This is a genomic window from Mycobacterium sp. E2479, assembly GCF_001667925.1.
GTDB lineage: Bacteria > Actinomycetota > Actinomycetes > Mycobacteriales > Mycobacteriaceae > Mycobacterium.
In genome coordinates this window covers 1-25,106 of the sequence record NZ_LZJR01000044.1, presented here as the reverse complement: position 1 = coordinate 25,106, position 25,106 = coordinate 1, and the positions used below count along the sequence as shown (strand labels likewise).

Genomic DNA, 25,106 nt, shown 5'->3' with positions numbered 1-25,106 from the left:
TGTGCTACACACGCCGAATGGTGAGCATCCCGGCAGGAGCGCCGGGGTCACCGAAATACGACCTCGCCGACCGCGCGCAAACGCGGGAGCACGCAACCCGGCAACCTGGGCGCAGCTCGGTCGCCGCTGCGCTCGAATTGACTTCGATAGCATTGCGCGGCCCGCCGTTTGCGTTCCGATGCCCAACCGGGTGCGGGCACCGAGTAGGCCCGGTCCCACGGCACGGCTTCGTCGGCAGGAAATGCCCAGTGCCACATCCAGACCGGATATTCCAGCAACGTCGTCCCGGTGAGCGTGCAGGCGGCCGCGGCCGCACGGCCCGCGGTTTCGTGGTCAGGATGCCCGTCGCCCCGCCACGTCGCCGCACACCAAGTGGGTCCGGCGTCGTCGAGGATCTGGGTCAGCTTCTGGGTGATCCTATCCTCATGGTCCGCCAGCTCGCCGTCAGGAAGACCCAGCAGTACCGGGGGAGGGATGTTCAAAAGATTTACTGCTCTGCGCAATTCGTAACGACGGATGGTCTCCATACGAAGTCGCTCCGATGCGGACGTACCGGGCCGGGCCGCGCCGCCGTCGCTGAGGCAGACCACTTGGACGGGAATCCCGTTCGCGGCCAACTGAGTGATCGTGGCACCAAGGCCGAGAGTTTCGTCATCGGGGTGCGGGGCCACCACCACCAGCCGTGGGCATTCCGTCACATCCAGTGTCGGCAGCGGATTTTTTGCGAAAGCCGCCAGCCATAGCGGCGCCGGCGTGCCGCCGTGGGTGAGTGGCTTGGCCGCAAACCGTGTGCAGTTGCCCGCCGGCACGGTCTTCATGGGACCCGCATCCCCTGCTGACCCGCCAGGCAGCCGAGCTCGGCCAAGTCCCGCTCCGCATGGCTTTGCCGGATGTAGATGCTCAGATCGGCGACCCGTTGCGCGTGGCGGCCATCCTGGCACAGCGGGCCGGGGCCCAAAGCGCGTCCGGTGCGGGTGATGGCTTCGTCGACCGCGTGTTCCACCACCGTGCGGACTCGACGGGCAAGAAGCTGCGCGGTGCCGGCCCGGTCGAACGGGTCGTCATCGATCTGACTTGCGGCCGCCGACAGGATCGCCTCACCGGCGGCGAGCGCGGCGTCCACCGCGCCAAGGTGTGCCAGCGAGTACGCGTCCGCCGACTGGCTTGCGGCACAACGGTATAGCGGGTCAGCGACCCTGCGCGCACCACCCAGCCAACAGGCAGCCACACCGATCGCGCCATGCCAGAACCCGGGCCGCTCCAGATAGGCGTCGGGGTCGCCCACTGCGACGGCTTGAGTATTGGTGAACTGGACCGGCCTGGTATCACTGCCCGCCATGCCGGCGTTCCACCATGTGCTGGGCAACGCCCTGACGGTTGGGTCGGTCGCGGCGACCGCGAACAGCCCGAGCGTCCCGTCGTCAAGGCGCGCGGTCACCAGTGCGTGGCTGCAAAACCCCGCACCCGCACACCACACCTTGGTGCCGTTCAGCAAGAACGCGCCATCGTTGTCGGTGGCCGTCAAGGCGGCGTCCGGGGCCTCGGCCGCCCACACGCCCCACAATTGGCCCGCTTCGGGCGGTTTGCCACCCAACTCGTGAAGTATCGCCACCGCATCGACGTGGGCTTCGGCGATCCTGGCCGCCACGATGTCCTCTTCGGCCAGGCGCGCCAGCCGCTGCCAGCGTTCCGCCGTGCGCCCCGAGGCGGGAAGGGGCAACTCGAGTCTTCCGGACTCCAGCCAGTGCTCAACCAAACCCGCCGTCACGCGCAATCACCCGCCGCCGTTCTCCCCAATTGCGTGAGGTAGTCGGCGAATCCGTACGGGTCCCGAGCCTGGATTCGCTTCGACGTGATCACCGACAAGTCGGTGTCGCGATGTATGTGGTGGCCGGCGGCTTCGAACCGCTCGACCAAGTCGGCTTTTTCGCCGGTTGCCAACGTGCGAAAGCCGCCGACGTGCCAATATGCGCGCGCGCTGAAGCCCATGTCGCCGTCGATGAGCTGTTGGCGGCTCTGGCGGCCGCGCTCGCTTGCTTCGTAGCACCGCATGACGCCGACGACCACGTCGGCGCCTGACCGCAGCTGATGGATAAGCCAGCCGGGGTCCACCCGGCTCCCGGCGTCGGCGGTGGCAAACCAGCACCGGGCATCGGCGTCCAAAAGCGATCGCGCATAACCGAAGCCGACCGCGCGGGCCGTTCCCGTGTTGTGCGCGTCGACGCTGATGAAGTGCACGTCGGGCCCGTACTCACCGGCCAGTTCGTCGCTGCCGTCGTCGCAGTCATCCAGGACTACTACGATCGTGACGGGAATCGGCGCGCACAAGGCGGCGGTGAGCATCGCGCGCAGGCAGGCCGGCAGCTGTGCCCGCTCGTTGTGGGCAGGGATCACTACGGCGACGGCGTCATAAGCGCGCGGCACGGCGGTGGACATAACCCCAATATTTCCCAATTAGCCATAAGTTAAACGGCCTTGGCCGCCTGCCAGGTTGCTCCACGCCAGGCTGGGTATGACCTATGCACAATGGCAGGCAGCACAATGGCAGGCACCGACGCGCACCCCGACCCACCCCCGTGCGCCACGCAGTTGCGGGAAGCGTTGCGCTGCGCGGCATCGGCGCTGAAGGAGCACGGACCGCGTTTCGCACTGGCCGGCAGCTACGCGTTGTGGGCTTATGGCGCACCGGAACCCAGTCACGACGTGGATCTGGTGGTAGCGGAATCCGACGTGGAAGCCGCCGTGGCGACCCTGGCCGGTGCGGACTTCGTCATCGAGCGCCCGCCCGAGGACTGGCTGTTCAAGGCCCGTAGGGACAACATGGTCGTAGACATCCTGCACCGGCTCAACGGCGTGCCCGTCGACGACGCCACGTTAGACCGCGCCGAACAGCACGATGTGCTGGCGATCGGCATGCCGGTGCTGCCACCCACCATGGTGCTCGTCCAGCAGCTACGGGCGCTGCACGAGCATCACTGCGACTTCGCCAAACTGCTGCCGGCGGTGCGCGCGGTGCGCGAACGACTGGACTGGGATGCCATCAGGAAGCTGACCGCCGACAACGACTACGCGGTCGCGTTTCTGGTGCTGGCCGACCGACTGGGCCTGACCCCTTAGTGTTTGCGCAACTTGGCGACCAGCTTGTCCTTGGTCAGGCTCGAATAGCCGGACATGCCAAGCTCTTTGGCGCGCTTTTTGAGTTCCGGCACCGTCCAGTCCTGGTAAGAGCCGGATTTGCCGCCTCGGCGCGCAACCTTCGACTTACCCTGGCCGGCGGCCGCGTTGGAAATGCGTGCGGCCTTTTCCTTGGAGTCGCCCTTCTTGCGCAGGTCCTGGTACAGCTTCTCGTTCTTGATCGACGAACGCGGCATGCTCGATCCTCCTGTCCACGATGAGACGCCCTGGTTCTCCGAGTGCCCGCCCCGGGCGCGATGAAAACCATGTCCTAGGCGGGAACTGGGTCTGTGCGCCGCTCCCAGCAACGGTGCCTGGCGAGAGCGGCGGCGAATTCCTCGGCGAAGCGGTCCGGTAACTCGTCGGCGGCGGCTTTCGTGGTGATGACGGCCTGATCGTTGAGAACGTCGGTGTCCTCAGCCAGGCGGTTGGCGATGCCGGCGGTGCGCAGCAGGTCAACACCCGCCCCGTAGGCGCCGATCGGCTTCAAGTGTTTGTAGGCTTCGGTCACGAAGTGCACGGCATAACCGTCGTCGGACAGCGTCGCTATGGACCGCGGCCCGCACGCCACCACGACGGCGTCGTACAGAACCGACGCCATCGTCGTGAACGATCGGTCGACTCGAAGCTCGCCGCCGGATCCGCCCTCCAACGTGCCGCCCGCGACCGGGGCCAACACCTCGACCAGCGCGCCGCGTTCGCCCATCTGATCGATGAAGCGTTGTGTTCCCACCACGTCGACGCCGTCGGCGGCCAGGACGGCGATCTTGCGCGAGACGACGGTGTCGCTGACACCGATTTGGGAGAGCGCCGGCGACGCGGCTACCCGATCGTCGACCGGTTCCTCCGGGGGCTCGGGCAGACCCAGCTTCGCCGCCACCTGCCCGGCCAGCCCGCCGTCCACCCGCGCGAGTTGTGCTACGACGGCCGAACGGATTTCGGGCACTTCGACCTTGCCCAGCTCGAAAGCGAAGGCGGCAACGATGTGCTCGGCTTCGACCGGCGACATGCTCTGCCAGAACATTCGCGCCTGGCTGTAATGGTTCTCAAAGGACTTGGCGCGCTTGCGCATTGCCTGCCCGTCCAAACGTTGGGTGTAGTGTCGGAACACGTTCTCGTCGGCGAGTGCGGGGCAGCCGCCGCCGATGCTGTTCTTGAAGTAACTCGAGCGCCCCTGCGGGATCGCATGCTGTCCGTAGCCGTCGTGCTGGTTGGTTCGGACCTCGGCCACCGGCCGGTTGATCGGCAGCTGGGCGAAGTTGGGACCACCCAGACGGATCAACTGGGTGTCCAGATAAGAGAAGTTCCGGAACTGCAGCAGCGGATCATTCGTGAAGTCGATGCCTGGGACCACGTTGGCGGTGTGGAAGGCGACCTGCTCGGTTTCGGCGAAGAAGTTGTCCGGGTTGCGGTTCAGCACCATCTTGCCCACCGGGCGTACCGGAACCTGTTCCTCGGGAATGATTTTCGTGGCGTCGAGCAGGTCGAAATCGAATTTGAACTCGTCCTCCTCGGCGACAAGCTGCACGCCCAGCTCCCACTCCGGAAACTGGCCCGACTCGATGGCCTCCCATAGATCGCGGCGGTTGTAGTCAGGATCTTTGCCGGCGATCTTCTGGCACTCGTCCCAGATCAGCGAGTGCACACCGAGTCGCGGCTTCCAGTGGAACTTCACGAAAGTCCCTTCGCCGGTGGCGTTTACCAGCCGGAAGGTGTGCACACCGAAGCCCTGCATCATGCGGTAGCTGCGCGGCAGCGCCCGGTCCGACATCAGCCACATGATGGTGTGCAGGGTCTCGGGCTGCAGCGACACGAAGTCCCACAGCGTGTCGTGTGCGGACTGCGCCTGCGGGATCTCGTTGTGCGGCTCGGGTTTCACCGCGTGCACGAAGTCGGGGAACTTGATGCCGTCCTGGATGAAGAACACCGGAAAGTTGTTGCCCACCAGATCGTAATTGCCTTGTTCGGTGTAGAACTTGGTGGCGAAGCCGCGTACGTCGCGGACCGTGTCGGCCGATCCGCGCGAGCCAGCTACGGTGGAGAATCGCACGAACACCGGAGTCTGAACGCCCGGCGTGGTCAAAAATGCGGCCGCCGTGTAGTCCGCCAGCCAGTCGTCGTACGGCTCGAAGTAGCCGTGGGCACCGGCCCCGCGCGCGTGCACCACGCGCTCCGGAATGCGCTCGTGGTCGAAGTGGGTGATCTTCTCCCGGGCGTGGAAATCCTCGAGCAGTGTCGGTCCTCGCTCTCCGACGGTCAGCGAATCGTCGGTGTGGTCTACGCGGACGCCCTGCTGGGTGGTCAGGTACCCGGTGTCGCGACGGAATCGGGCCGAGTCGAGATCACGCTGTTTCGGATTTTGATCGGTGGCCATGGCTCGTCTCCTTCCAACGGAGAGGGGTACCACGACCCACCCCATGCAAACGGCGTGAATTGTGCCCCTATCCACCGAGAGGAGGGTTGCCTACCATCGATAGGGGTAGTCGAAAGTGGTGATCGAGACGGCTGAAGTCGGCGCCCTGCAAGGTGTGGTAGCAATCGGCGCGTCGGCCGGCGGAGTCGAGGCACTTTCGAATTTCGCCGCGGGGCTGTCACCGGACGTGCCGTTCGCCTATCTGATGGTGCTGCACGTGCCCGCCGGGGCGCCCAGCATCCTGGCCCGCATCGTCGATCGCAGCGGCCCGCTGCCCGCGACCGCCGCCGAGAACGGCACGGCGCTCGAGCCCGGCCACATCTATGTCGGTGTTCCGGACCGCCATCTGCTGGTCGCCGACCATCAGGTGCTGCTGTCACAGGGGCCCACCGAGAACGGGCACCGGCCGGCGATCAACGCGTTGTTCCGCTCTGTGGCCTTGACGTTTGGCCCCCGCGCGGTCGGCGTGTTGCTTTCCGGTGTGCTCGACGACGGCGTGCTGGGAATGGCCGCCATCCGCTCGCGCGGCGGCGCCACCATCAGCCAATCACCAGAGGACGCGTTGTTCCCGGCGATGCCGACCAACGCCGTTGAGGCCGGCGTGGTGGACCGGCAGGCGCCGGCGGCCGACATCGGCGCCGTCCTCAAAGAGCTGTCGCACCGAGAGATAGAGGATTCCGAGATGGAGCGCGACTCTGCGATGGAGCTCGAGAACCGCATCGCCATGATGTCGCGGTTCGCGACCGACTTCGACACCGAAAAATTGGGGGCCCCATCGGGCTACATCTGCCCCGACTGCAATGGCTCGCTGGTTTCCGTCAGCGCGGGCAATTTCCGCTGCCAGGTGGGCCACGCGTGGACGGCCGAGGCCCTGCTCGGCGCGCGGGACAGCGAGATCGAGGGGGCGATGTGGGTGGCGGTCCGCAGCCTGCAGGAAAAGGCGAGGCTCGCCCGGGACATGGCGGACAGAGCCGGAACCGGGCTGCTCGTGCGGCGCTACACGGCGATCGCGGATGAGGCCGAACGCGCGCTGGCACTGCTCAGCGACCGGCTGTCGACCACTGCTCGACAGGAGGGTGAAGCCGGATGAGTAGTGAGCGAGAGGCTGTCCGCATCGAGCTGGACACCTCCCAAGACCTCCCGATCCTGACGATGGAAGGCGTGCTGGACAGCTCGACGTATCGAACCGTCCGCGACATCGTCATCAAGGCGGCGATCGACGAGCCGCGCGCGGTGATCGTCGATATCAACCGCCTCCAGGCGCCCGCGGCCTCGGCCTGGACGGTGTTCACCAGTGCCCGCTGGCATGTCAGCGTCTGGCCTGACGTGCCGATCTTGTTGGTGTGCGCCGAGCGGAAAGTGCAGCGGGAGATCACCGCGGTCGGGGTCGACCGGTATGTGCCGGTGCATTCCTCCGTTGAGCTTGCGCTGGACGCCGTACGGGGCCACTCCCTCCAGGTTCGGCGGCGGGCGCGCACCGAACTTGCCCGCAACATCAGCAGCCTCGATGTCGCACGCACTGTGATCGCCGACTGGCTCACGCAATGGGACGTCCCCGAGGCGATCCCGGTCGCGGCGACGGTGGCGACCGTCTTCGTCGAGAACGTCCTGGACCACACGGAGAGCGCACCGGTGCTGATCGTCGAAAGTCACCGAGACAGCGTCACCGTCGCGGTCGAGGACGGCAGCTTCCATTTGCCGGGTCGGCACGAGAACGCCAACCGCGGCGCCGACATCGTCTCGGGACTGGCCATCGTGTCCGCGCTGTGCCGCGTGTGGGGCGCCACCCCCACAACGTCTGGCAAAACGGTGTGGGGATCGATTGGGCGCGAAAACAAACTCTGACGCCGCGAGTAGTGTTCAAGTCCTTCGGTGAACCCCCGATCGAACGGGACGTGCATGGACTCCACGACAGACGAGGCCTTCGAGGGCCTGTTGCGGTATATGCGGGATTCGCGCGGCTTCGACTTCACGGGCTACAAGCGGACCTCGCTGATGCGCCGCGTCCGGCACCGGATGGACCAGGCGGGCTACAGCGCCTACGACGAGTACCTCGACTTTCTGCAGGCCAGCTCGGACGAATTCACCGCACTCTTCAACACCATCCTGATCAACGTCACCTCGTTCTTCCGGGACCCCGATGCCTGGGAGTTCGTTCGCACCGAGGTCATTCCGCGACTGCTGGCCGAGCGCGGTCCCGACGACCCGATTCGGGTGTGGAGTGCCGGCTGCGCCTCGGGTCAGGAGGCCTACACGCTGGCCATGCTGCTGGCCGAGGCGCTGGGACCCGACGGGTTCCGGCAGCGGGTCAAGATTTACGCCACCGACGTCGACGAGGACGCCCTCAGCGAGGCGCGCATCGCCTCCTACGATGCCAAGGCGGTCGAATCCGTACCCGCGGATCTGTTGGGGCGCTACTTCGAACAGGTCAACGGCCGCTACGTGTTTCACAAGGACTTGCGCCGAGCGGTCATCTTCGGGCGTAACGATCTGGTCAAGGACGCACCGATCTCGCGCGTCGACCTGCTGGTGTGCCGCAACACTTTGATGTATCTCAACGCGGAGACGCAACGAAACGTGTTGGGGCGGCTGCATTTTGCCCTGGCACCGCAGGGCACGCTGTTCCTGGGACACGCCGAGATGCTGCTGAGTCACGGCGACCGGTTCGCTCCGCTGAACCTGAAACACCGCATCTTCCGCAAGGCGCTCGGAGGCAACGGTGGTGTGGATCGCTACGATCCGAACTCGGCGTTTTACGAACGCAGCATGGACCTTTCGGGGTTGACGACGGTGCGGGATTTGGCCTTCCGGGCCAGCCCGGTGGCCCAGATCGTGGTCACCGGCGAGGACACCGTCGCGATGATCAACCAACAGGCGGAGAGCATCTTCGGGCTCTCGGCCCGCGACATCGGTCGGCTGTTGCGGGACCTCGAGGTGTCATATCGCCCTGTCGAACTGCGCGCCTACCTGGAACAGGCCAAGGTGGAGCGGCGCTCGGCGCGGATCCAGGACGTCAAATGGCAGCGGCCGGGCGCCGAGACGGTGTGGTTCGAGATCCACGTCAACCCGCTCGTCGACGCCGAGAACGGCTTGCTCGGGGTGTCGATCGTGTTCTTCGACGTCACCGCCACCCGCGCGCTGTTGGACAAGGTCGTCCAAACCAATCGCCAGCTGGAGGCGGCCTACGAAGAGTTGCAGTCCACCAACGAAGAACTCGAGACCACCAACGAGGAACTGCAATCCACGGTAGAGGAGCTCGAGACCACCAACGAGGAACTGCAGTCCACCAACGAAGAGCTCGAGACGATGAACGAGGAGCTGCAGTCCACCAACGACGAACTGCACACGATCAACGACATGTTGCGCGAACGCAGCCTGGAACTCGACGAAGCCAAGCACTTCCAGGATTCGCTCATCGACTCGGTGAACATGGGCATGGTGGTGGTCGACCGGGAGATGAAGGTGATCCTGTGGAACCGCGGGTGTGAAGAACTTTGGGGCCTGCGGGCGGACGAGGCGACTGGGATTGGGCTGACAAATCTGGACATCGGCCTGCCGCTCGACAGCGTGCGGCCCCTGATCGGCAACGCGTTCGTCGACCCGGAGAGCTCCGGCGAAGTCGTGGTGGAGGCCGTCAACCGGCGCGGGCGCCCGGCGACGGTGCGCATCATCTGCACGTCGTTCCGTTCGGCAGAGGGGACGGTCGGCGGGGCACTGCTGTTGATGGAGGTCGTCGGTTAGCCGCTCCCGGCGTGCTGGCCCTATGCCTTGGCAGGCCACTGGGTGGAAGCCTCCTCGGCCGCCTGATGGGCCAGCTGGGCGCGGGAACGTGACTCCTGGGCCCTGCGCCGCGCTATCGCCACGGTCTCCGGCGTGGCGCCGAATCCCACGGTCAATTCCTTGCGGCGCCGTTCGAGCTCGGCGGCGCGCAGCCGAGCGAGCTCGCCCCGGGCCGCCGCGCTGTTGGTCGCGAACGCCGGGGGCAACCGATCGAGCACGTCGTACGTGGTGACGGCGGCGTCAGGTTGGTCCACCGGGGTCGTGACGGGCGATTCCCGACGGGGCGGAAGTGGTGCTCCGGCGACGATGTCGTTGAGTACGCCGGCGATTTCGGCGACGTCCAATACCAGGTCGGCGCCGGCGCGCGCGGCAGCGATCGGCATCGACGGGTACTGCGCCGTCTCGGGGCTCTGAGCGATGACGACGGCGCCCGCCAGCTTCATCGCGACGGTGCCCGCCGCGCCGTCATGTCCGGAACCCGACAGCACCACGGCGACGCTGCGCGGGCCGTACGAGCCGGCGACCGACGCCAGCAGCACGTCGAACACCAGCGCCTGATGCCGCTGCGCATTTTGCAGGCGGCAGCGGCCCTCCGGGTTCAGTTGCAGCAGTATCGCCGGCGGACATACGACCACCTGTCCGGGCCGCAGCACCATTCCGTCCCGTGCCCATTCGATCGCGCGGCCCGTTTGCCTGTGCAGGATTGTGGTCAGCAGGCTGTCGTGGCCGCCCAAGTGCTGTTGCACGATGACGGCGGCGGGGAAGTCGCGAGGTAACCCTCGCAATATGGTCGACAGAGGCTCCAAACCACCCGCCGACGCAAGCAGGACCACCAGCTCAACGCCTCGGCCATGCTCATCAGTCGTCACCTCTCAAGTCTCCACCTTGTCGACCCGCCGCCATAGTCGCACGGCGGAGGATGCCGCTCTGACGCGTTCTGGCTGGTCGGGTGCGGTCCGGCAGGCGAAGCCCGGGTCACTATGCGAAGTCGCCGCGCCGGCCGTTTCGTAGATATGCGGCAGGGTATGTGACTTAGTGTTGCTGGATGGCACGATGGCGCGCGGAGGGAATTGCGGTTGAAAATTGCAATTGTCAGCGGCGATGACGTCGTCGGGGAGGACCCGGAGCAGCTGTGTGCCGCGTTGGCGGCGCAGGGACACGACGCGACGGTGTGCCTCCGGCGAGCCGCTCGATGCTCGGTGCAGGCGGCCGCACAAGGCCATTACCGCTGCCTGTCGGTTCCCGTCGGCCCGCGCCGGGCCGCCCCCTGCGCCGACGTCCTGCCCTATGTGGGGGAATGGGCCACCAAACTCGAGCGCGCCTGGTCACGCGAGCAACCCGACGTCGTGCACGCCTATGGCTGGCTGGGCGGGCTGGCGGCCCAGTTGGCCGCTCGCCGTCAGCGCCTCCCCGTCGTGCAGACGTTCCTGGGTCTGGCGGCGACGTCGCGCGGACAAGTCGACGGGGAGCACAACCGCGAACGCCTGCGCGTCGAGCCGCTCCTGGCACGCAGTGCGGCCTGGGTGACGGGTGAGGGCAGCGACGACCTCGACGCGCTGGCCCGGCTGCGGCGCCGCCGCACCCGGGTGTCCGCCCTGACCTGCGGCGTCGACGCGTCGCGCTACGCGCCGACCGGTCCCACGGTCTCGCGCAACGGCCTGCAACGGGTCCTGTGTGTGACACCGAACCCGCTGTGGTGCAACGGAATCGATATCGCCATCCGCGCCATGACCAAGGTGTGCGGCGCGGAGTTGGTAATCGCGGAGACCGACGTCACGAACGTTGACAACAGTGACGCGCGGGCTCGCTTGCAACGCCTTGCCGCGGGGCTCGGCGTGGCCGAGCGCGTCCGCTTCGCCGGCACGGTGGGCGGTGACGAACTGCCGCAGTTGATCCGGTCCGCCGACGTCGTGGCGTGCACTCCCCGGCAGCCGCCACGGGCCGCCGCCGTGTTGCAGGCCATGGCCAGCGGCGTGGCAGTCATCGTTTCCACCGTGGGCGTCCTCGCCGACGTCGTGCTCGACGACATCACCGGTCTCATCATCCCGCCGGAAAGCCCGGTCGCCCTGGCGATGGCATTGAGAAGGCTGCTCGGCCAAAGCTTTCAATGCGAGAGCATGGGCGCGGCGGGCCGCAGCCGTGCCACGTCGCGCTTCGCGTGGGAGCGGATAGCGCTCGACGCGCTGAATATTTACGAAAGCATCGGGCCGCCGGACCGGGCCCCGATAGATTCGCGATCGACGGCGGCGCGCTGATGCGGGCGCTTGTGGCCGGTTCTGAAGGCCGGCCATGACGACTACGACGAGCGGGATCGACGGCAAGGACGCCACGCTGGTCATCGGTTCCGCCGGCGAATCGACCGACGGGACTCGGCCCGACTACTGCCCGGCCCGTCTGACGCCGGATTCCGAGCATGGATATCGCCCGGCTGTAGTGCAATACAAGCAGTTTCGCACCGCCGACGCGCATGCGGCGCGGCGATTCTTCGCCGGCGCGTATCAGCCGGGCTGGCGGGTCTCCGGGCTGGCGGGCCACGCCGCGGTGGCGCACCGGCGCAGTGATGCCGGCTCGATGACCGTCGACGAGGTGATGGTCCAGGGGCGTGTGACGCTCGAGATTCCGGGGGCCGACACCATCGTGGTGATTCAACCGCGCGCGGGATCGTTGAGTGTCGCGGGCGGTCCGGTGGCCACCGCCGACTTCCCGGTTCTCGTCGCTCACGGCATGCCGTGCGTATTGCACTGCAACGGAGCACGTTTCGATGTGGTGACTCTCGAGGCCGACGTGATGAACAAGGTCGCCGCGGATTGGCAGTCGTCGTTGGGGCAGCAGACGCAGTTCGTGAATTGGCGGCCGCGTTCCCGTGCCGCCGTGCGGGCGTGGCAGCGAGCGCTCGATTATGTGGTCGGCACCTTGGCCTGCGCCGACACCGCCCACCAGCCGCTGATCGCCGCGGGGATGGCCAACCTACTGGCCGGTGCGCTGCTCGAGTGCTACCCGTCCAACCTCACCGAGCAAGACCCGGCCAGCGATCTCGCGCTGCCTGAAACCCTCAAGGAGGCGGTGTCTTTCATCCACCACCACACCGCGGAGGATATCGGCATCAACGATGTCGCCGCCGCGGTGCATCTGACGCCCCGGGCGGTCCAGTATCTGTTCCGCCGCCAGCTCGGTACCACGCCGACCGAGTACATGCGTCGGGTGCGGCTCAGCCATGCCCATCAAGAGCTGGTGGCGGCGACGAGCGCTACCTCGACGGTCACCGAGATCGCCCAGCGGTGGGGATTCGCGCACACCGGACGATTCGCGGTGCTCTACCGGCAGACTTACGGCCAGAGCCCGCACACCACGCTGAGACAGCTGCAGGCACCGTCCTGATCGGCGTGACGACCGGTCAGGTTCTAAGCATTTGGTAAGAATCGTTTGCCGGATTCGCCAAAACCGGACCCGACTCAGACATAAGATCGTCTCATCCTTAGCTGCGGCAACGGGGTCGCGTTGGAGGGGGGAGCGGCGATGAATGCTCGACGATCGGCTCGCCCATTTGACCCGTTCCCCGACCAGCTGCCGCGCAGTGAGACCGTGACGGTCACGGCGGCCGACGGCACCCGGCTGCACGCGGAGGTGTTCGGGCCGCCCGAGGGTTACCCGATCGTGTTGATTCACGGCATCACCTGCGCGATCCGGGCGTGGGCGTATCAGATTGCCGACCTGTCAAACGATTACCGGGTGATCGCCTTCGATCATCGCGGCCACGGGCGCAGTGGTGTACCGCGGCGCGCGGACTACAGCCTCAAACACCTTGCCTCCGACCTGGATTCGGTGCTGGACGCAACACTGGCACCGCACGAGCGGGCCGTGGTAGCGGGTCATTCGATGGGCGGCATCACCATCGCCGCGTGGTCTGAGCGCTACCGTCACAAGGTTCCCCGGCGCGCCGACGCCGTCGCGCTGATCAACACCACCACCGGTGATCTGATCCGGCAGGTGCAACTGCTGTCGGCGCCTTATGGATTGTCGCCGGCGCGAGTCCTCGCCGGGCGGGCCCTGATCACCGCGTTCGGTGGGTTACCGCTCCCACGTGCCGCCCGCATCCCGAGCCGATATGCGGTGGCGATGCTGGCCACCGGGCGAGACGCCGACCCGAGCATCGCCCGGGTGGTCTACGAGCTATTCGAGAGCACAGCACCGGCGGGACGGGCCGGCTGTGCGAGGGCGCTGGTGACGTCACTGGGGTCTCGGTATCTCAATCTGGACGGACTGACCGTGCCGACGTTGGTGATCGGCAGCGAACGCGACCGGCTGACCCCGATCAGCCAGTCCCGCAGGATCGCACGCACCACACCCAACCTGATCGAATTGGTTGAACTACCCGGCGGCCACTGCTCGATGCTGGAACACCCGCGCGACGTGAGCCGGCAGTTGCGCGGGCTCGCCGAAATGGCGATCCAGAACGCGGCCACCCGGCGAATCAGCTCATAGCAGGGCGGTGATCTCGGCGGCGGCGCGGTGCCCGGAGCGGATCGCCCCGTCGAGGAATCCGGTCCACTCGTCGGCCGTTTCGGTGCCGGCCCAGTGGATCGGCCCGACCGGTTCGCGCAGCCACGGCCCGAACCGCGTCCACGACCCCGGGGGCACCGCGGCGGTGGGACCGCCGGGGGCGAATTCCTCCACCCCCCAACGATGATCGACATAGTCCAGGGGTTTGAGCGCATCATCGCCGAAAAGCGTTGCAAAGCAGCGCAATGCGTCGCGGCGACGCTGATTGCTCGGTAGCGAGTCGAAGGCGCGGGCGTCGACAAAACCCATCAGGATGCCGGGTCCGTCCGGGTGCGGGCTGACGTCGAAAGTGATGAAGACGGGGCCCTCGTCGGACAGCGCCTGCCCGGAAAATCCGTTGGTCCGCCAGAACGGCGTGGAATAGGCCGCATACGCCTTACTAAGCCGGCCCTGCGGCCAGTGCCGGGCGAGTTGCTCGTATTCGGCGGGCAACGGAGGACTGAACTCGATCCAGGCGCGATGGGCGGGCGGGATGGCGACGATGACGAACCCGGCATCGGTCTCGCCGAGATCGCTTGTTACGGTGACGCCCGCGCCGTGCCGCTCGATTCGGCGGACCGGGGCGTTGAGCACCACCCGTGCTCCCAGCTCGGCGGCCGCGGCTTCGGCGATCTGTTGCGTGCCACCGGGGAAGTGGTCCTGTTGGGCACCGTCCTGGACGTCGAGCAGCCGGTCCAGGCCGCCGGCCGCGTGCGTGTAACGAGCGGCGTGCAGCATCGACACATCGTCGGGTTCGCATCCCCACGTCACGCGCGCCACGATCGCCATCAGGTCGTGCGAGGACGCGGTCGCACGCACCGAGCGCAGCCAGCCGCCGAGCGATAAGCCGTCGAGTTCCCGGGCACGGCGGGCATCCCACGGCGCCGCCAGCGGGATGCTGCGGGCGATCCTGTCGAACTGCCACCGCAATCGGCCGATGTCCAGCAGCCCCGTCAGCGACAGTTTTGGAATGGTGCCGTGATACGCGTGCGTCCACCCACGCCAATGGATGAGGTTCTTGCCGTCGTGGTGCGTCGGGGTGGTCGGGACGTCGAGTTCGGCCGCCATCGCCAAGACGGCGTCCTGGGTCGGCCCGACGAAAGTGCCGCCCAGATCGGCCGGCAATCCGGCGACGCTGCCGGTCAGCGACCGGCCGCCGACACGGTCACGGCCCTCGAACACCACCACGTCGTGGCCTTGTTGAGACAGCACTCGCGCCGCGGCGAGTCCGGCAAAGCCCGCACCGACCACGACGACGTCGACAATCCGCGGGGGTCCGGGCACGCGGTCCAGTGAACCGCATTTGCCCGGTTTTCACCCCCAAATTGTGCAAGCTAGCGGCCGATGGGCGGTCACATCCCAGCTGCGGCGCGGTTGCCGCCTGGGTTACGGCGCGACCGTGAGCCAATCTTTGAACCCGGACGGGTCGTGGCGGCCCAACGCGCCGTGTTCGTAAAGGCCCCAGCCCTCGACCGGCTCGCCGTCGCCGTCACGGCAGACCGCTCGGCCGACATGATCGATCACCCCGAAGCCCGCTCGGCCGATGATCGCCGGATCGGTCATGTCGTAGGTCAGGCGCTCGGCGAACTTCTCGCCCTTCCACATGCCGTGAATCCAGTCGGAGTCGCCGCCGTAGCCGCCGCCGACGTGAATCGGCACCGGCAGCTTGGACTCCACATCGAAGTGCACCCGGGTGCCATCGGGGGTGGTGGCATCGATGGTCGCGCCGGTCGGGATGCGGGTACCGGAGCGATAATGGATCTTGACTCGCGGCCAGCCCAGCTGCTCGACGCGGCCGTCGCGCCAGATCCGGGTGCAGTCGTTGAGCGACCGGAACCCGCTGGGCTCCTCCTGGATGATCAGCACGATCGCGAAATCGTCGAATGCCATGGGCACGTAGAGCCACCACATGCCCTCGAAGGGCGGGTCCGCGGGCCGTCCCGCGGGCTCGGCCTCGCCGATCGGACGGATCCCCCAGGACCGGTCGCGGCTGCCCAGCCAGGTGTCGGGGTCGACGGTGATTTTTCGGCCGTCGATGACGATGTGGCCGCTCCAGCTGCCCAGCTGAGCAAAACGCTGCGCGTCCAGCGTGATCCGGTTGCCCGATCGTAGGACGTGCGGCTGCTCCTGGACGACGTCGAAAAGCCCCTTCCAGGTGAGATCGGCTGCGATTCCCTCGGTTTCGTCGAGGACGATCCGTAGCTGGTGCAGCGGATCGATGACCTCGACCCGGTAACCGTTGACGTGCTGGTTGAGCCGGTCGGAGTCGATGGCGTCCGATACGTGTACGGCGGTCTGGGTGTCCCCGCGCCTGATGAGCAGGAACGCATCCTTGACCCCGAGGTTGGGGTAGTAGCCGATGCCGCTGATCACGAAGATGTTTCCAGTGCGGTCATGGGCGTTGAAGTACGAGCGATCGTAGAAGTTGCGGTCCGAAGAGCCCGGCCACGCGATCGGCTGGGGAATCTGATGTACGGGAAACTCGTCGAGCGGTCCGAGCATTACTGGTCCTCTCCGATAAGACTCTCTCCGATTAGGCGCCGCATCAATCCGGCGTGGTAGAACAGTGATTCGACATCGTCGGGCTTCTCGGTCTCGCCGAAGTGCACCCGCCGAGCGCCGGTGCGCATGAACACGCAAGCCCACATCACGCCCGAATACACGTAAAACCAATGCAAGTCGCCAACTTCGACGCCGGCCAACCGCGCGTAGGTGGCGCGCACGTCCTCCTCGCGCATCACGTCTGGCAATCCCGGTAGCGTTGCCAGGCCGGCGAGTTCTTGAAAGACCATGTGTGCGAATATCATCCAGGCCACATCGAGTTCACGCGGGCCCAACGTCACCATTTCCCAGTCCAACACCGCCACCGGCCGGAAGTCGTTGTACAGCACGTTGCCCACTCGGGCGTCGCCCCACAGCAGCACGGGCTCGACGGCGGCTGCCTCGGCCGGCCAATTGGCTTCCAGCCAGTCGAAAGTACGCTCCAGCAACGGCGATCGCCCGATGTCGGGCACCGCGAAGTCATACCAGGACCGCACCCAGTTGAAATGCTTGCGCATCGCGGTGTCCCCAGGTTGCCCTTCGGTAAGGAACCCAAATGTGCTCTGCACGTTCGGAATCGAGTGCAACGTGGCCAGTACGCCGACGGTGGCGTCCTGCAGTTCGCGCTGCCGCTCGGCGGGCGCGTCGGCGAACCAGTTGCCTCCGAAGGTGTACGGCATGACGTCGGGTGGCACCTCGCCATCGACGTAGTCCATCACGAAGAACGGTGTGCCGAGGACGTCGCCGGTGTTCTCCAGCCAGCGCACCCGCGGCACGGGCACGTCGGTCAGCTCGCCCACTTTCCGAATGACGTCGAATTGGTGGTCGAGCCGATAGGTCGGGAAGACCTGCACGTCCTCAGCCGTGGGAGCGACCCGCGCGACCAGCTTCTGCTCGGTCGATTGCCCGTCCTGTCGCCAGCGGGTGGTCAGGATGATGGTCTCGGACGACATGCCTGTTGAGTCCACGCCGCTCTCCACGATCACCTCGGGATTCGCGCCGTCCGGCAGTACGGTGGAAAGCCAGCGTGACAGCACCGTCGGCAACGTGGAGACGTCGCGGCTGGAGCGCTGGAGCCGGTCGATTTTGTCGACCGCCGGTTCTGTTGCCATAAGGTGCCTCCTTCGCCGAGGCAATTACGATACGGTAGGTAGCGTTATGAAAGCAGACCCGTCCGGCCTTGACAAGGCCTCCGGCGCCGGTCGCCCGCGCGATCCGCGTATCGACTCGGCGATCTTATCGGCGACCGCGGAACTGCTTGTCCAAACGGGTTATTCCAACATCAGTCTGGCTGCGGTCGCGGAGCGGGCCGGCACCACGAAATCCGCACTGTACCGGCGGTGGTCCAGCAAGGCCGAACTGGTGCACGAGGCCGCCTTCCCTACCGCCCCGACCGCGCTGGAGTCGCCGGCCGGGGATATCGCCGCCGACGTGCGGATGATGATCGAGGCCACCCGTGACGTGTTCACGACTCCGGTGGTGCGCGCCGCGCTGCCCGGTCTGGTCGCCGACATGACGGCCGATCCCGCGCTCAATGGGCGGGTGATGTCGCGCTTCGTGGACCTGTTCACCGCGGTGCGGGTCCGGTTGCGCGAGGCGGTCGACCGCGGCGAAGCCCATCCCGATGTGGATCCGGACCGATTGATCGAGTTGATTGGGGGAGCGACGATGCTGCGGATGCTGTTGCGTCCGGAGGAAGACCTCGGCGACACGTGGGTGGAGCAAACCGCGGCCATCGTGGTGCACGGGGTGCGGCAATGACGGGGCGGCTGGCGGGGCGGGCCGCGATTGTCACCGGCAGTAGCCGCGGCCTGGGCCGGGCAATCGCGTTGGCCTTGGCGGCTGACGGTGCCGCGGTGGCGGTTGCCGGCCGCACCGAAGAAGTATGGGATGACCGGCTGCCGGGGACCATCGGCCAGACGGTCGCCGATATCGAGGCGGCCGGCGGGCGCGCGATTGCGGTTCGAGCCGATTTGACCGACCGCGATCAGGTCGCCCGGTTGGTGGAGTTGGCGCGAGAGGCATTGGGCCCGATAGGGATTCTGATCAACAACGCGGCCTTCACAGCACCAGGGCGGCCACCGGCAGCCGGTGGGCAACCGCGCGACAAAGCCGCCAAGGCCGTGGGTGCCGCCGCCACGCCTGCGGGTGCCGCCGCAGCAAAGCCGGCGGGTGCCGCCGCCAAGCCGGGCTGGCCGGGATTCATCAGCACGCCCCTGCACGCGTACCGCCGGCATTTCGACATCGCGGTGTTCGCGGCGTACGAGCTGATGCAGATGGTGTGCCCCGACATGATCGAGGCGGGCGGCGGTTCGATCATCAACATCACCTCGATCGCATCGCGATTGCCCGGCGACGGCCCCTACGCCGACCGGACCGGAGGGGTGCTGCCCGGCTACGGCGGTTCCAAGGCCGCACTCGAGCATCTCACCCAGTGCGCGGCCTTCGACCTCTCCGACCACAACATCGCGGTGAACGCGCTTTCGCCCTCCAAACCGATTCTCACGCCGGGGCTTTCGTATTATGCCCGCAACTTCGATGACACCGCGTCGGCGGACGAATTCGCCCGCGCGGCGGTCGAATTGGCGCTGGTCGATCCCGCCAAGGTAACCGGACGCACCATTGGCCACCTCCAGGTCCTCGACGGCAGCTTCCGTCCCTTCACGCTGGACTAGCGAGGCGCGATCGCCGTCACCGCATCGATGATCACGGCGACTCAACATCATTCACCCTCAGGGGGGTCGGGATCGCCGCGCAGCAGCTCGTCGGGATGGTGCGCGTGATTGACGACCGGCGGTCCGGTGCCGTCGGTCCAGCCGAGTCGCCCGTTGCGGACGACGGTGCGCCGTTCGCCCCGGCCCACCGCGCCGTGGTCCGATCCGCAGGCGAAGAACAGGTTGTCCGCGTCGGTCGGGCCCCCGTCTGCCCATTCGTGTGCATGGTGAACCTCGCAGTGATACCCGGGTTCCAGGCAATTGGGATGGGTGCAGCCGCGGTCCCGGGCGTAGCAGATAAGGCGTTGATCCGCGGTGGCGATGCGTTTCTGCCGGCCCAGATACAACGGCCGGCCGGTATGTTCGTCGAACACGGCGAGGTAGTGAATTGCCTTGGCGGCCATCCGAATCAGGTCCGGCATCGGCAGTCGCGAACCGCCGCCGGTCCGCGCCGGCGCTGGCATCTGAGTTGACGAGTCGACCGTGGCGTGTGCGGCCTGGTCGAGTTCGGCCAACGTCGTGGTGGCCACCACGGTAACGGGGTGGCCGCGGTGCGTCCCGAGACCACCTGAGGCGATGGCGATCTCGAGTCCGAGTTTGAGGGCGTCGTGGCGGCGTTGGCCCGGTGTGCGATCGTCGCGCGCCTCGGGATCGGCGTCTGGGGTCTGATGACGGCCGGGCCGCACCGCCGCCTCGATGGCTTCGAAGTAGGCCCGGGCCTCGGGATCCAGGAAACCGGTGAGCCGCGACATCCCGTCGGGGCCCTGTGTGCCCAGGTGCACGCCGCGACGGCGGGCCCGATCTGCATCACCGAAACGGCCATCGGGATTGAGATAATCGGCAATCCGATGGCCCAGCCTGGTGACGACGGCCGCGTCGAGCTTGGTCGCGTGCCGTACCAGCGTGCGCTCCGCGTCGGCCGCGTCGCTCCCGGAGACGCAGGAGGGCAATGCGTCGACCGCGGCACAGACTGCGCGGATATGGTCCTCGCCGACTGCGCCGGCGGCCACCGCCGCGGCCAACGCCGGGAGCTCGGGTTCCAATGGGGCGCCCGTCAGCGAACGTCGAGGGAGCAGGCGTGCGGCGAATCTGAAGCGCCGCGTGATTTCTCCGGGTGTGATGCGAAGCCGCGCCCACAACATGCTCCGCAACGCGGGAACACATCCGGCCCCGTCAGGCGGGTCGGCGATTTCGCCGAAGACCCGATACATCAGGCCCCGATTGAGGCGATGCTGGGCTTCCAGTCGTTCGGCGAAGTCGACCCGGAAGGCGTTACATACCACGCCCGAAGGGGTCTGGCGCAGCACCTGGTGGGCCGCATCGATCGCGTCGAGCGCGGCGCAGATGCGTTCCCGCGCCTGTTCTGCGTTCGTGAAAACGCCCACGCAGTCCACGGTATCGAACATATATTCGAATACGAGCCCACGGGATGAATATGTGGATGAACTGCCGACTGTGGATGAATGACAACGCCGGTCCTGGCTCTAGAGCCGCCTGACGTGCAAGTATGGGGAAAGCCAGTGCCGCAACTACCAATCGAGTGGCGGGCCTATGCGTGGTATGGACAAGCCGACAGGGCGAGTCGTTGCCCTGATCGTTCTGCTGCTCGTCGTCGCTGCCGCCCTGCGCGGCTACCTTCCCGCTCGTCACGATGCGATGCGCAGCGAGTCGAGCGGCCGCGGGGCGCTGGCTTTCGTGGTGGCGGTTCTCGCGGTGACGCTTGCGCTGATCGCGATCGCCGTGGTGGCGCGGTTGCGAGACCCCCGCGTGCCCGCGCCGAGTGCCGGTGCTATGTCCGACATGCTGGGCACCGGCAAGGGACGACCGAGCTGGCGCGTGTTGTTGATCGGACTCGGCGTGATCGTGGCCTGGCTGCTGATCGTGCTGTTGCTGGCCAGGTTCCTGGCCCACGGCGTCGCTCCCGGCCCGTCACCGCCCGATTCCGGCGGGGCACCGTCGACCCACCCGCCCGCACAGCCACCGGCGCAGCATCCGCACCGGCCTCGCGACGCCTCCCCGAACATGCTTGGGATCCTGTTCGCCTGCACGGTTGCCATGCTGGTGATGTTGGTCGCCGGGACGGTCGCGTCGGCGCGGCGGCGCTGGCGCCCCGCCGCATCCGGCATCGTCGACGAGCCGGCGGAATCCCCGGCGCCTGCGCCGCGTTCGGAGTCACTGGCGCGGGCGGCCGAACGTGGACTGGCCGAGATGAGAGACCCGAGCCGCGAACCGCGAGAGGCGATCATCGCCTGCTATGCGGCGATGGAACGTGAACTCGCACACGTTCCCGGCGCCGTCCCCCAGGAATTCGACACCCCGACCGAGGTGCTGGCCCGCGCGGTTGAGCACCACGCTCTGCACGCGGATAACGCCGTCCAATTGGTGAACTTGTTCGCCGAGGCGCGGTTCAGTCCCCACGTGATGAACGAGGGCCACCGCGACACCGCCGTGCGCGTCCTTCGATTGGTCCTCGACGAGCTGAGCTCGCGGAGCGCAGCATGAGAAAGATTACCTCCCTGGGCGTTTGCCTCATCGTCGGCACAGAACTGCTGGTGCTGACCCAGCATGACCCACGGTGGGTGTTGGCGGCCTCCGGTGTGGGGCTGGCTCTGGTGCTACTGAGCCTCCGTCGGGCCCTGGCGCGCGGATTCGACGCCGACGCGGAGCCGGCCACCGACGAGCTCGGAGACTCGTTGCGCCGCTGGCTGGCCAACACCGAGACGACAATTCGGTGGTCGGAGTCCACCCGGGCAGACTGGGACCGGCATCTGCGCCCGATGCTCGCGCGCCGTTACGAGATGACAACTGGTCAAAGACAATCCAAAGATCCCGCATCCTTTAACGCAACCGGACGCATGCTTTTTGGCGCGGAACTGTGGGAATGGGTGGATCCCAACAACGTCACGCGCAGCCGCGACGGCCAACCCGGCCCTGGCCGTGCGGCACTGCAGGAGATTCTGCAAAAGCTGGAGCAGGTATGACAGGAGGCGCGATCCCGACATGACGCTGCCGGCCGCAACCACGACGGCCCACTGCGAGGCGATCCTCGACGAGATAGAACGTGTGGTGGTGGGAAAACGCTCCGCGCTGCGCCTTATCCTCACCACAGTCCTCGCGCGCGGCCACATCCTCATCGAAGACCTGCCCGGCCTGGGCAAGACGCTGATCGCGAGATCCTTTGCCGCCGCCTTGGGGTTGCAATTCACCCGGGTGCAGTTCACGCCCGATCTATTGCCGGCCGACCTGCTCGGCTCGACGATCTACGACATGCAGTCCGGACGCTTCGCGTTCCGGCCCGGCCCCATCTTCACCAATTTGCTCCTGGCCGACGAAATCAATCGCACGCCGCCGAAGACCCAGGCGGCGCTGCTGGAGGCGATGGCCGAAGGCCAAGTCAGCATCGACGGCGAAACACACCAGCTGCCACAGCCTTTCATCGTGCTGGCCACCGACAATCCGATCGAGTACGAGGGCACGTATCCGCTGCCCGAGGCGCAACTCGACCGGTTCGCGATCCGGCTGGAACTACGGTATCTCAACGAACGGGACGAGACCTCGATGCTGCGCCGCCGCCTCGAACGCGGTTCGGCGGAACCGACTGTCAACCAGGTCGTGGACGCGCACGACCTGCTTGCCATGCGTGAATCGGTCGAGCAGGTGACCGTACACGAAGACGTCCTGCACTACGTGGTGTCGCTGGCCAATGCGACGCGACACCATCCGCAGGTTGCGGTGGGCGCCAGCCCCCGCGCCGAACTCGATCTGGTGCAACTCGCCCGCGCCCGCGCGCTGTTGCTCGGCCGCGACTACGTCATCCCCGAGGATGTGAAGGCGCTGGCCATCGCGGCGGTCGCACACCGGATCACTTTGCGCCCCGAAATGTGGGTACGAAAGATCCAGGGCGCCGACGTGATCGCAGAGCTGCTGCACCGTCTACCGGTGCCGCGAACCGGCGCCAGCGCTGGCGGGAACCCGGCGTGACATCCAGCGTTGGGGTCGAATTCCGCTGGCGTGCATCGGAATTGACGCGATCTATCGCCACCTGCGCGGGGTTTGCGATGGCCGCCGCCGTGATGGACGCCCGATGGCAGCTGGTCGCCTTCGCGGCGCCGCTGCTCGGCGTGCTGTGCTCGATCAGTTGGCAGCGGCCGGTCCCGACTATTCGGGTGCATGGCGAGCCCGACGCCCAGCGTTGCTTCGAAAAGGAGCAGGTGCACATCAAAGTGTGGGCGACCGAAGAACGCGGGAGGTCGGCAGTCCAGGTCACGATTCCCGACATCGCCGGCATGGAGCTCGAAATCGCCGAATCCGATGCGCCCCAGGCGAAAACCGTCACGGCCATCGCGCAGCGTTGGGGCCGGTACGCCATCGGGGCCCGCATCGACGTCGTTGCCCGAGGTGGGCTGCTCGCCGGAACGGCCACAGTCGCGGCCGCCGAGGTCATCGTGTTTCCCTTGACGCCGCCACAGCTGACACCCATCCCGCAGACCGAGCTGCTCGACCGGTTGGGCGCCCACCTGACTCGCCATATCGGTCCGGGCGTGGAGTACGCCGACATTCGCCTTTATGTGCCGGGCGACCAACTGCGGGCGGTGAATTGGCCGGTGAGCGCGCGCCGCGGTCAACTGCATGTGACGCAGCGATTGACCGACCGCGCCGCTGACGTGGTGGTCCTGATCGACGGGTACCGGCAGCCCGCGGGTCCGGCGACCGAGGCCACCGAACGTGTCGTGCGCGGGGCGGCGCAGGTGGTGCAAACCGCGTTGCGCCACGGTGATCGGGCCGGCATCGTGGCTCTCGGGGGCAACCATCCGCGTTGGCTGGGCGCCGACATCGGGCAGCGCCAGTTCTATCGGGTGCTCGACACCGTCCTGAACGCCGGCGACCGATTCGAACACACCACGGGCACGCTGGCGCCGCGCGCGGCGGTTCCCGCCGGGGCGATCGTCATCGCCTTCTCCACCCTGCTCGACACCGAATTCGCCTTGGCCCTGATCGATCTGCGCAAGCGTGGCCATGTCGTACTGGCCGTCGACATTCTCGATAGTTCGCCGTTCGAGGAAGAACAGGATCCCCTGGTGGACCGGATGTGGGCGCTGCAGCGCTCGGCGATGTATCGGGACATGGCCACCATCGGCGTGGACATCGTGTCGTGGCGGGGCGATAGCGCTCTGGAACAGTCCATGGGTGTGCTACCGGATCGCCGCCGGCGGGTGCGGGGGAGGCTTCGTGGATGACGCCGGCTCGGGCGCGCTGGCGCGGCTCCGGGCGCCCGCGTTCGCGACGTGCTTCGGTCTGCTCATGGTGGGGCTGGCCGCCGATGGTTGGCACGGCTCCGCGGTGGTCGCCTGGGTGGCGGCGCTGATCGCGGTCGCGGTGGGCATCGTAATCCGGCGTGCCGCAACGGTTGCCGTACTGCTCGCCGCGGTTACCGTGGTGCTGGGCATCTTCCCGCAGCCGCTGCTCGACCTGGCCGACCAGGCCGCCGTCCTGCTGCACTGACGCGGCCCGCGGCATGGCCGGTCAGCTCATGAACGGCCGGATGGCCAGGAGGTAGATCACCAGTGCCCCCAGCGGGGCCACCAACGGCAACCACGGCAACTGCAAGGGAAATGACGTCGCGACCCACCCGGCGAACGTGAACCCCACGGCGCCGGCCGCCGTCGGCCAACTGTCCTGCACCACCGCGGCCGACGCGCCGACCGTGTGACGGCACACCAGGTAGGCGGCGGCGCACAAGCCGGACAGCGCGACGAATATCACCGGCGGGTCGGACAGGATGACGGTAACCGCGGCGAGCAGTACGGCAACCGTTGCGGCACGCCGGATTACGATGCCCACCGCGACCGCGATCAGCGCCGCCACCCAGGCGACCACCGCGGAGCCGTGCCAACCATCGGCGGCCAGCCCCACCATGAGCAGACCGAAGCACGTCGCGAACGCGG

General features: G+C 67.1%; 25 protein-coding genes. 14 read left to right on the top strand and 11 right to left on the bottom strand.

The features are described 5' to 3' along the window. Nucleotides 1–47 precede the first annotated feature (47 nt). From A5686_RS04450 to A5686_RS04440, 3 genes are read right to left on the bottom strand one after another with little or no spacing between them, the layout of a single operon-like run. Complete coding sequence (locus tag A5686_RS04450; RefSeq protein ID WP_067931515.1) at nucleotides 48–818, bottom strand: PIG-L deacetylase family protein; 771 nt, start codon at nucleotides 816–818, stop codon at nucleotides 48–50. Next, the gene (locus A5686_RS04445; protein WP_067931513.1) at nucleotides 815–1,768 is read right to left on the bottom strand and encodes an acyl-CoA dehydrogenase family protein; all 954 of its coding nucleotides are present in this window, start codon (nucleotides 1,766–1,768) and stop codon (nucleotides 815–817) included. Before A5686_RS04445 ends, A5686_RS04450 begins: the two co-directional genes overlap by 4 nt. Next, entirely contained in the window at nucleotides 1,765–2,436 is a 672-nt protein-coding gene (locus A5686_RS04440) for a glycosyltransferase family 2 protein (protein WP_067931511.1), read from the bottom strand. The genes A5686_RS04445 and A5686_RS04440 overlap by 4 nt, the downstream gene beginning before the upstream one ends. Before the next feature lie 105 nt (nucleotides 2,437–2,541). Between A5686_RS04440 and A5686_RS04435 the strand changes: the two genes are divergently transcribed. After that, nucleotides 2,542–3,117, top strand: coding sequence for a nucleotidyltransferase (locus A5686_RS04435; RefSeq protein WP_067931509.1), 576 nt, complete (start codon nucleotides 2,542–2,544; stop codon nucleotides 3,115–3,117). On the opposite strand, the gene A5686_RS04430 is transcribed toward A5686_RS04435, so the two are convergent. Both A5686_RS04430 and A5686_RS04425 read right to left on the bottom strand, forming a co-directional pair. Next, complete coding sequence (locus tag A5686_RS04430; protein ID WP_067931506.1) at nucleotides 3,114–3,371, bottom strand: Rho termination factor N-terminal domain-containing protein; 258 nt, start codon at nucleotides 3,369–3,371, stop codon at nucleotides 3,114–3,116. The two genes, A5686_RS04435 and A5686_RS04430, sit on opposite strands and share 4 nt — an antisense overlap. A gap of 74 nt (nucleotides 3,372–3,445) precedes the next feature. Then, nucleotides 3,446–5,548, bottom strand: coding sequence for a catalase (locus A5686_RS04425; protein ID WP_067931504.1), 2,103 nt, complete (start codon nucleotides 5,546–5,548; stop codon nucleotides 3,446–3,448). 115 nt (nucleotides 5,549–5,663) lie between these two features. On the opposite strand from A5686_RS04425, the gene A5686_RS04420 reads away from it, so the two are divergent. The 3 genes from A5686_RS04420 to A5686_RS04410 are packed head-to-tail and all read left to right on the top strand — an operon-like array spanning nucleotide 5,664 to nucleotide 9,328. Further along, nucleotides 5,664–6,677: a chemotaxis protein CheB gene (locus A5686_RS04420; RefSeq protein ID WP_067931503.1), complete on the top strand. Its 1,014-nt coding sequence runs from the start codon at nucleotides 5,664–5,666 to the stop codon at nucleotides 6,675–6,677. Then, the gene (locus A5686_RS04415) at nucleotides 6,674–7,432 is read left to right on the top strand and encodes an STAS domain-containing protein (RefSeq protein ID WP_067931501.1); all 759 of its coding nucleotides are present in this window, start codon (nucleotides 6,674–6,676) and stop codon (nucleotides 7,430–7,432) included. Before A5686_RS04420 ends, A5686_RS04415 begins: the two co-directional genes overlap by 4 nt. A 54-nt stretch (nucleotides 7,433–7,486) precedes the next feature. Continuing rightward, nucleotides 7,487–9,328, top strand: a complete 1,842-nt coding sequence (locus A5686_RS04410; protein ID WP_067931499.1) for a CheR family methyltransferase — start codon at nucleotides 7,487–7,489, stop codon at nucleotides 9,326–9,328. 20 nt (nucleotides 9,329–9,348) lie between these two features. Here the strand turns inward: A5686_RS04410 and A5686_RS04405 are convergent, their stop codons facing one another. Next, nucleotides 9,349–10,236 carry a chemotaxis protein CheB gene (locus A5686_RS04405; RefSeq protein ID WP_067931496.1) on the bottom strand — a complete coding sequence of 296 codons (888 nt, stop codon included), beginning with the start codon at nucleotides 10,234–10,236 and terminating at the stop codon, nucleotides 9,349–9,351. Nucleotides 10,237–10,443: 207 nt separating this feature from the next. On the opposite strand from A5686_RS04405, the gene A5686_RS04400 reads away from it, so the two are divergent. From A5686_RS04400 to A5686_RS04390, 3 genes are all read left to right on the top strand, one after another. Further along, nucleotides 10,444–11,622, top strand: a complete 1,179-nt coding sequence (locus tag A5686_RS04400; RefSeq protein WP_067931623.1) for a glycosyltransferase — start codon at nucleotides 10,444–10,446, stop codon at nucleotides 11,620–11,622. Nucleotides 11,623–11,656: 34 nt separating this feature from the next. Beyond that, nucleotides 11,657–12,745: a helix-turn-helix domain-containing protein gene (locus A5686_RS04395; protein ID WP_067931494.1), complete on the top strand. Its 1,089-nt coding sequence runs from the start codon at nucleotides 11,657–11,659 to the stop codon at nucleotides 12,743–12,745. Nucleotides 12,746–12,883: 138 nt separating this feature from the next. Continuing rightward, nucleotides 12,884–13,849: an alpha/beta fold hydrolase gene (locus A5686_RS04390; protein WP_067931491.1), complete on the top strand. Its 966-nt coding sequence runs from the start codon at nucleotides 12,884–12,886 to the stop codon at nucleotides 13,847–13,849. Here the strand turns inward: A5686_RS04390 and A5686_RS04385 are convergent. From A5686_RS04385 to A5686_RS04375, 3 genes are all read right to left on the bottom strand, one after another. Further along, on the bottom strand, nucleotides 13,844–15,190 hold the full coding sequence (locus A5686_RS04385; protein ID WP_067931489.1) for a flavin monoamine oxidase family protein: 1,347 nt from the start codon (nucleotides 15,188–15,190) through the stop codon (nucleotides 13,844–13,846). The two genes, A5686_RS04390 and A5686_RS04385, sit on opposite strands and share 6 nt — an antisense overlap. Nucleotides 15,191–15,292: 102 nt before the next feature. Further along, complete coding sequence (locus tag A5686_RS04380) at nucleotides 15,293–16,408, bottom strand: hypothetical protein (protein ID WP_067931487.1); 1,116 nt, start codon at nucleotides 16,406–16,408, stop codon at nucleotides 15,293–15,295. After that, nucleotides 16,408–17,559, bottom strand: coding sequence for a phosphotransferase family protein (locus tag A5686_RS04375; protein WP_067931485.1), 1,152 nt, complete (start codon nucleotides 17,557–17,559; stop codon nucleotides 16,408–16,410). Before A5686_RS04375 ends, A5686_RS04380 begins: the two co-directional genes overlap by 1 nt. A 46-nt stretch (nucleotides 17,560–17,605) precedes the next feature. Here A5686_RS04375 and A5686_RS04370 point away from each other — a divergent pair, with 46 nt between their 5' ends. Continuing rightward, entirely contained in the window at nucleotides 17,606–18,208 is a 603-nt protein-coding gene (locus A5686_RS04370; RefSeq protein WP_067931483.1) for a TetR/AcrR family transcriptional regulator, read from the top strand. Next, nucleotides 18,205–19,122: an SDR family NAD(P)-dependent oxidoreductase gene (locus tag A5686_RS04365; RefSeq protein WP_067931481.1), complete on the top strand. Its 918-nt coding sequence runs from the start codon at nucleotides 18,205–18,207 to the stop codon at nucleotides 19,120–19,122. The genes A5686_RS04370 and A5686_RS04365 overlap by 4 nt, the downstream gene beginning before the upstream one ends. A gap of 47 nt (nucleotides 19,123–19,169) precedes the next feature. On the opposite strand, the gene A5686_RS04360 is transcribed toward A5686_RS04365, so the two are convergent. Beyond that, nucleotides 19,170–20,546 carry an HNH endonuclease signature motif containing protein gene (locus A5686_RS04360; RefSeq protein ID WP_067931621.1) on the bottom strand — a complete coding sequence of 459 codons (1,377 nt, stop codon included), beginning with the start codon at nucleotides 20,544–20,546 and terminating at the stop codon, nucleotides 19,170–19,172. Between the two features lie 175 nt (nucleotides 20,547–20,721). Here A5686_RS04360 and A5686_RS04355 point away from each other — a divergent pair, with 175 nt between their 5' ends. From A5686_RS04355 to A5686_RS04335, 5 genes are read left to right on the top strand one after another with little or no spacing between them, the layout of a single operon-like run. Next, nucleotides 20,722–21,663: a DUF4129 domain-containing protein gene (locus tag A5686_RS04355; protein ID WP_067931480.1), complete on the top strand. Its 942-nt coding sequence runs from the start codon at nucleotides 20,722–20,724 to the stop codon at nucleotides 21,661–21,663. Then, the gene (locus tag A5686_RS04350; RefSeq protein ID WP_067931478.1) at nucleotides 21,660–22,142 is read left to right on the top strand and encodes a hypothetical protein; all 483 of its coding nucleotides are present in this window, start codon (nucleotides 21,660–21,662) and stop codon (nucleotides 22,140–22,142) included. Before A5686_RS04355 ends, A5686_RS04350 begins: the two co-directional genes overlap by 4 nt. 19 nt (nucleotides 22,143–22,161) lie before the next feature. Then, nucleotides 22,162–23,142, top strand: a complete 981-nt coding sequence (locus tag A5686_RS04345; protein WP_067931476.1) for a MoxR family ATPase — start codon at nucleotides 22,162–22,164, stop codon at nucleotides 23,140–23,142. Next, nucleotides 23,139–24,398, top strand: a complete 1,260-nt coding sequence (locus A5686_RS04340) for a DUF58 domain-containing protein (RefSeq protein ID WP_067931474.1) — start codon at nucleotides 23,139–23,141, stop codon at nucleotides 24,396–24,398. The genes A5686_RS04345 and A5686_RS04340 overlap by 4 nt, the downstream gene beginning before the upstream one ends. Beyond that, complete coding sequence (locus tag A5686_RS04335) at nucleotides 24,391–24,663, top strand: hypothetical protein (protein WP_082947478.1); 273 nt, start codon at nucleotides 24,391–24,393, stop codon at nucleotides 24,661–24,663. The genes A5686_RS04340 and A5686_RS04335 overlap by 8 nt, the downstream gene beginning before the upstream one ends. Before the next feature lie 21 nt (nucleotides 24,664–24,684). On the opposite strand, the gene A5686_RS04330 is transcribed toward A5686_RS04335, so the two are convergent. Beyond that, nucleotides 24,685–25,106 (bottom strand): hypothetical protein (locus tag A5686_RS04330; RefSeq protein WP_082947473.1); only part of this gene is annotated, 422 nt, incomplete at its 5' end.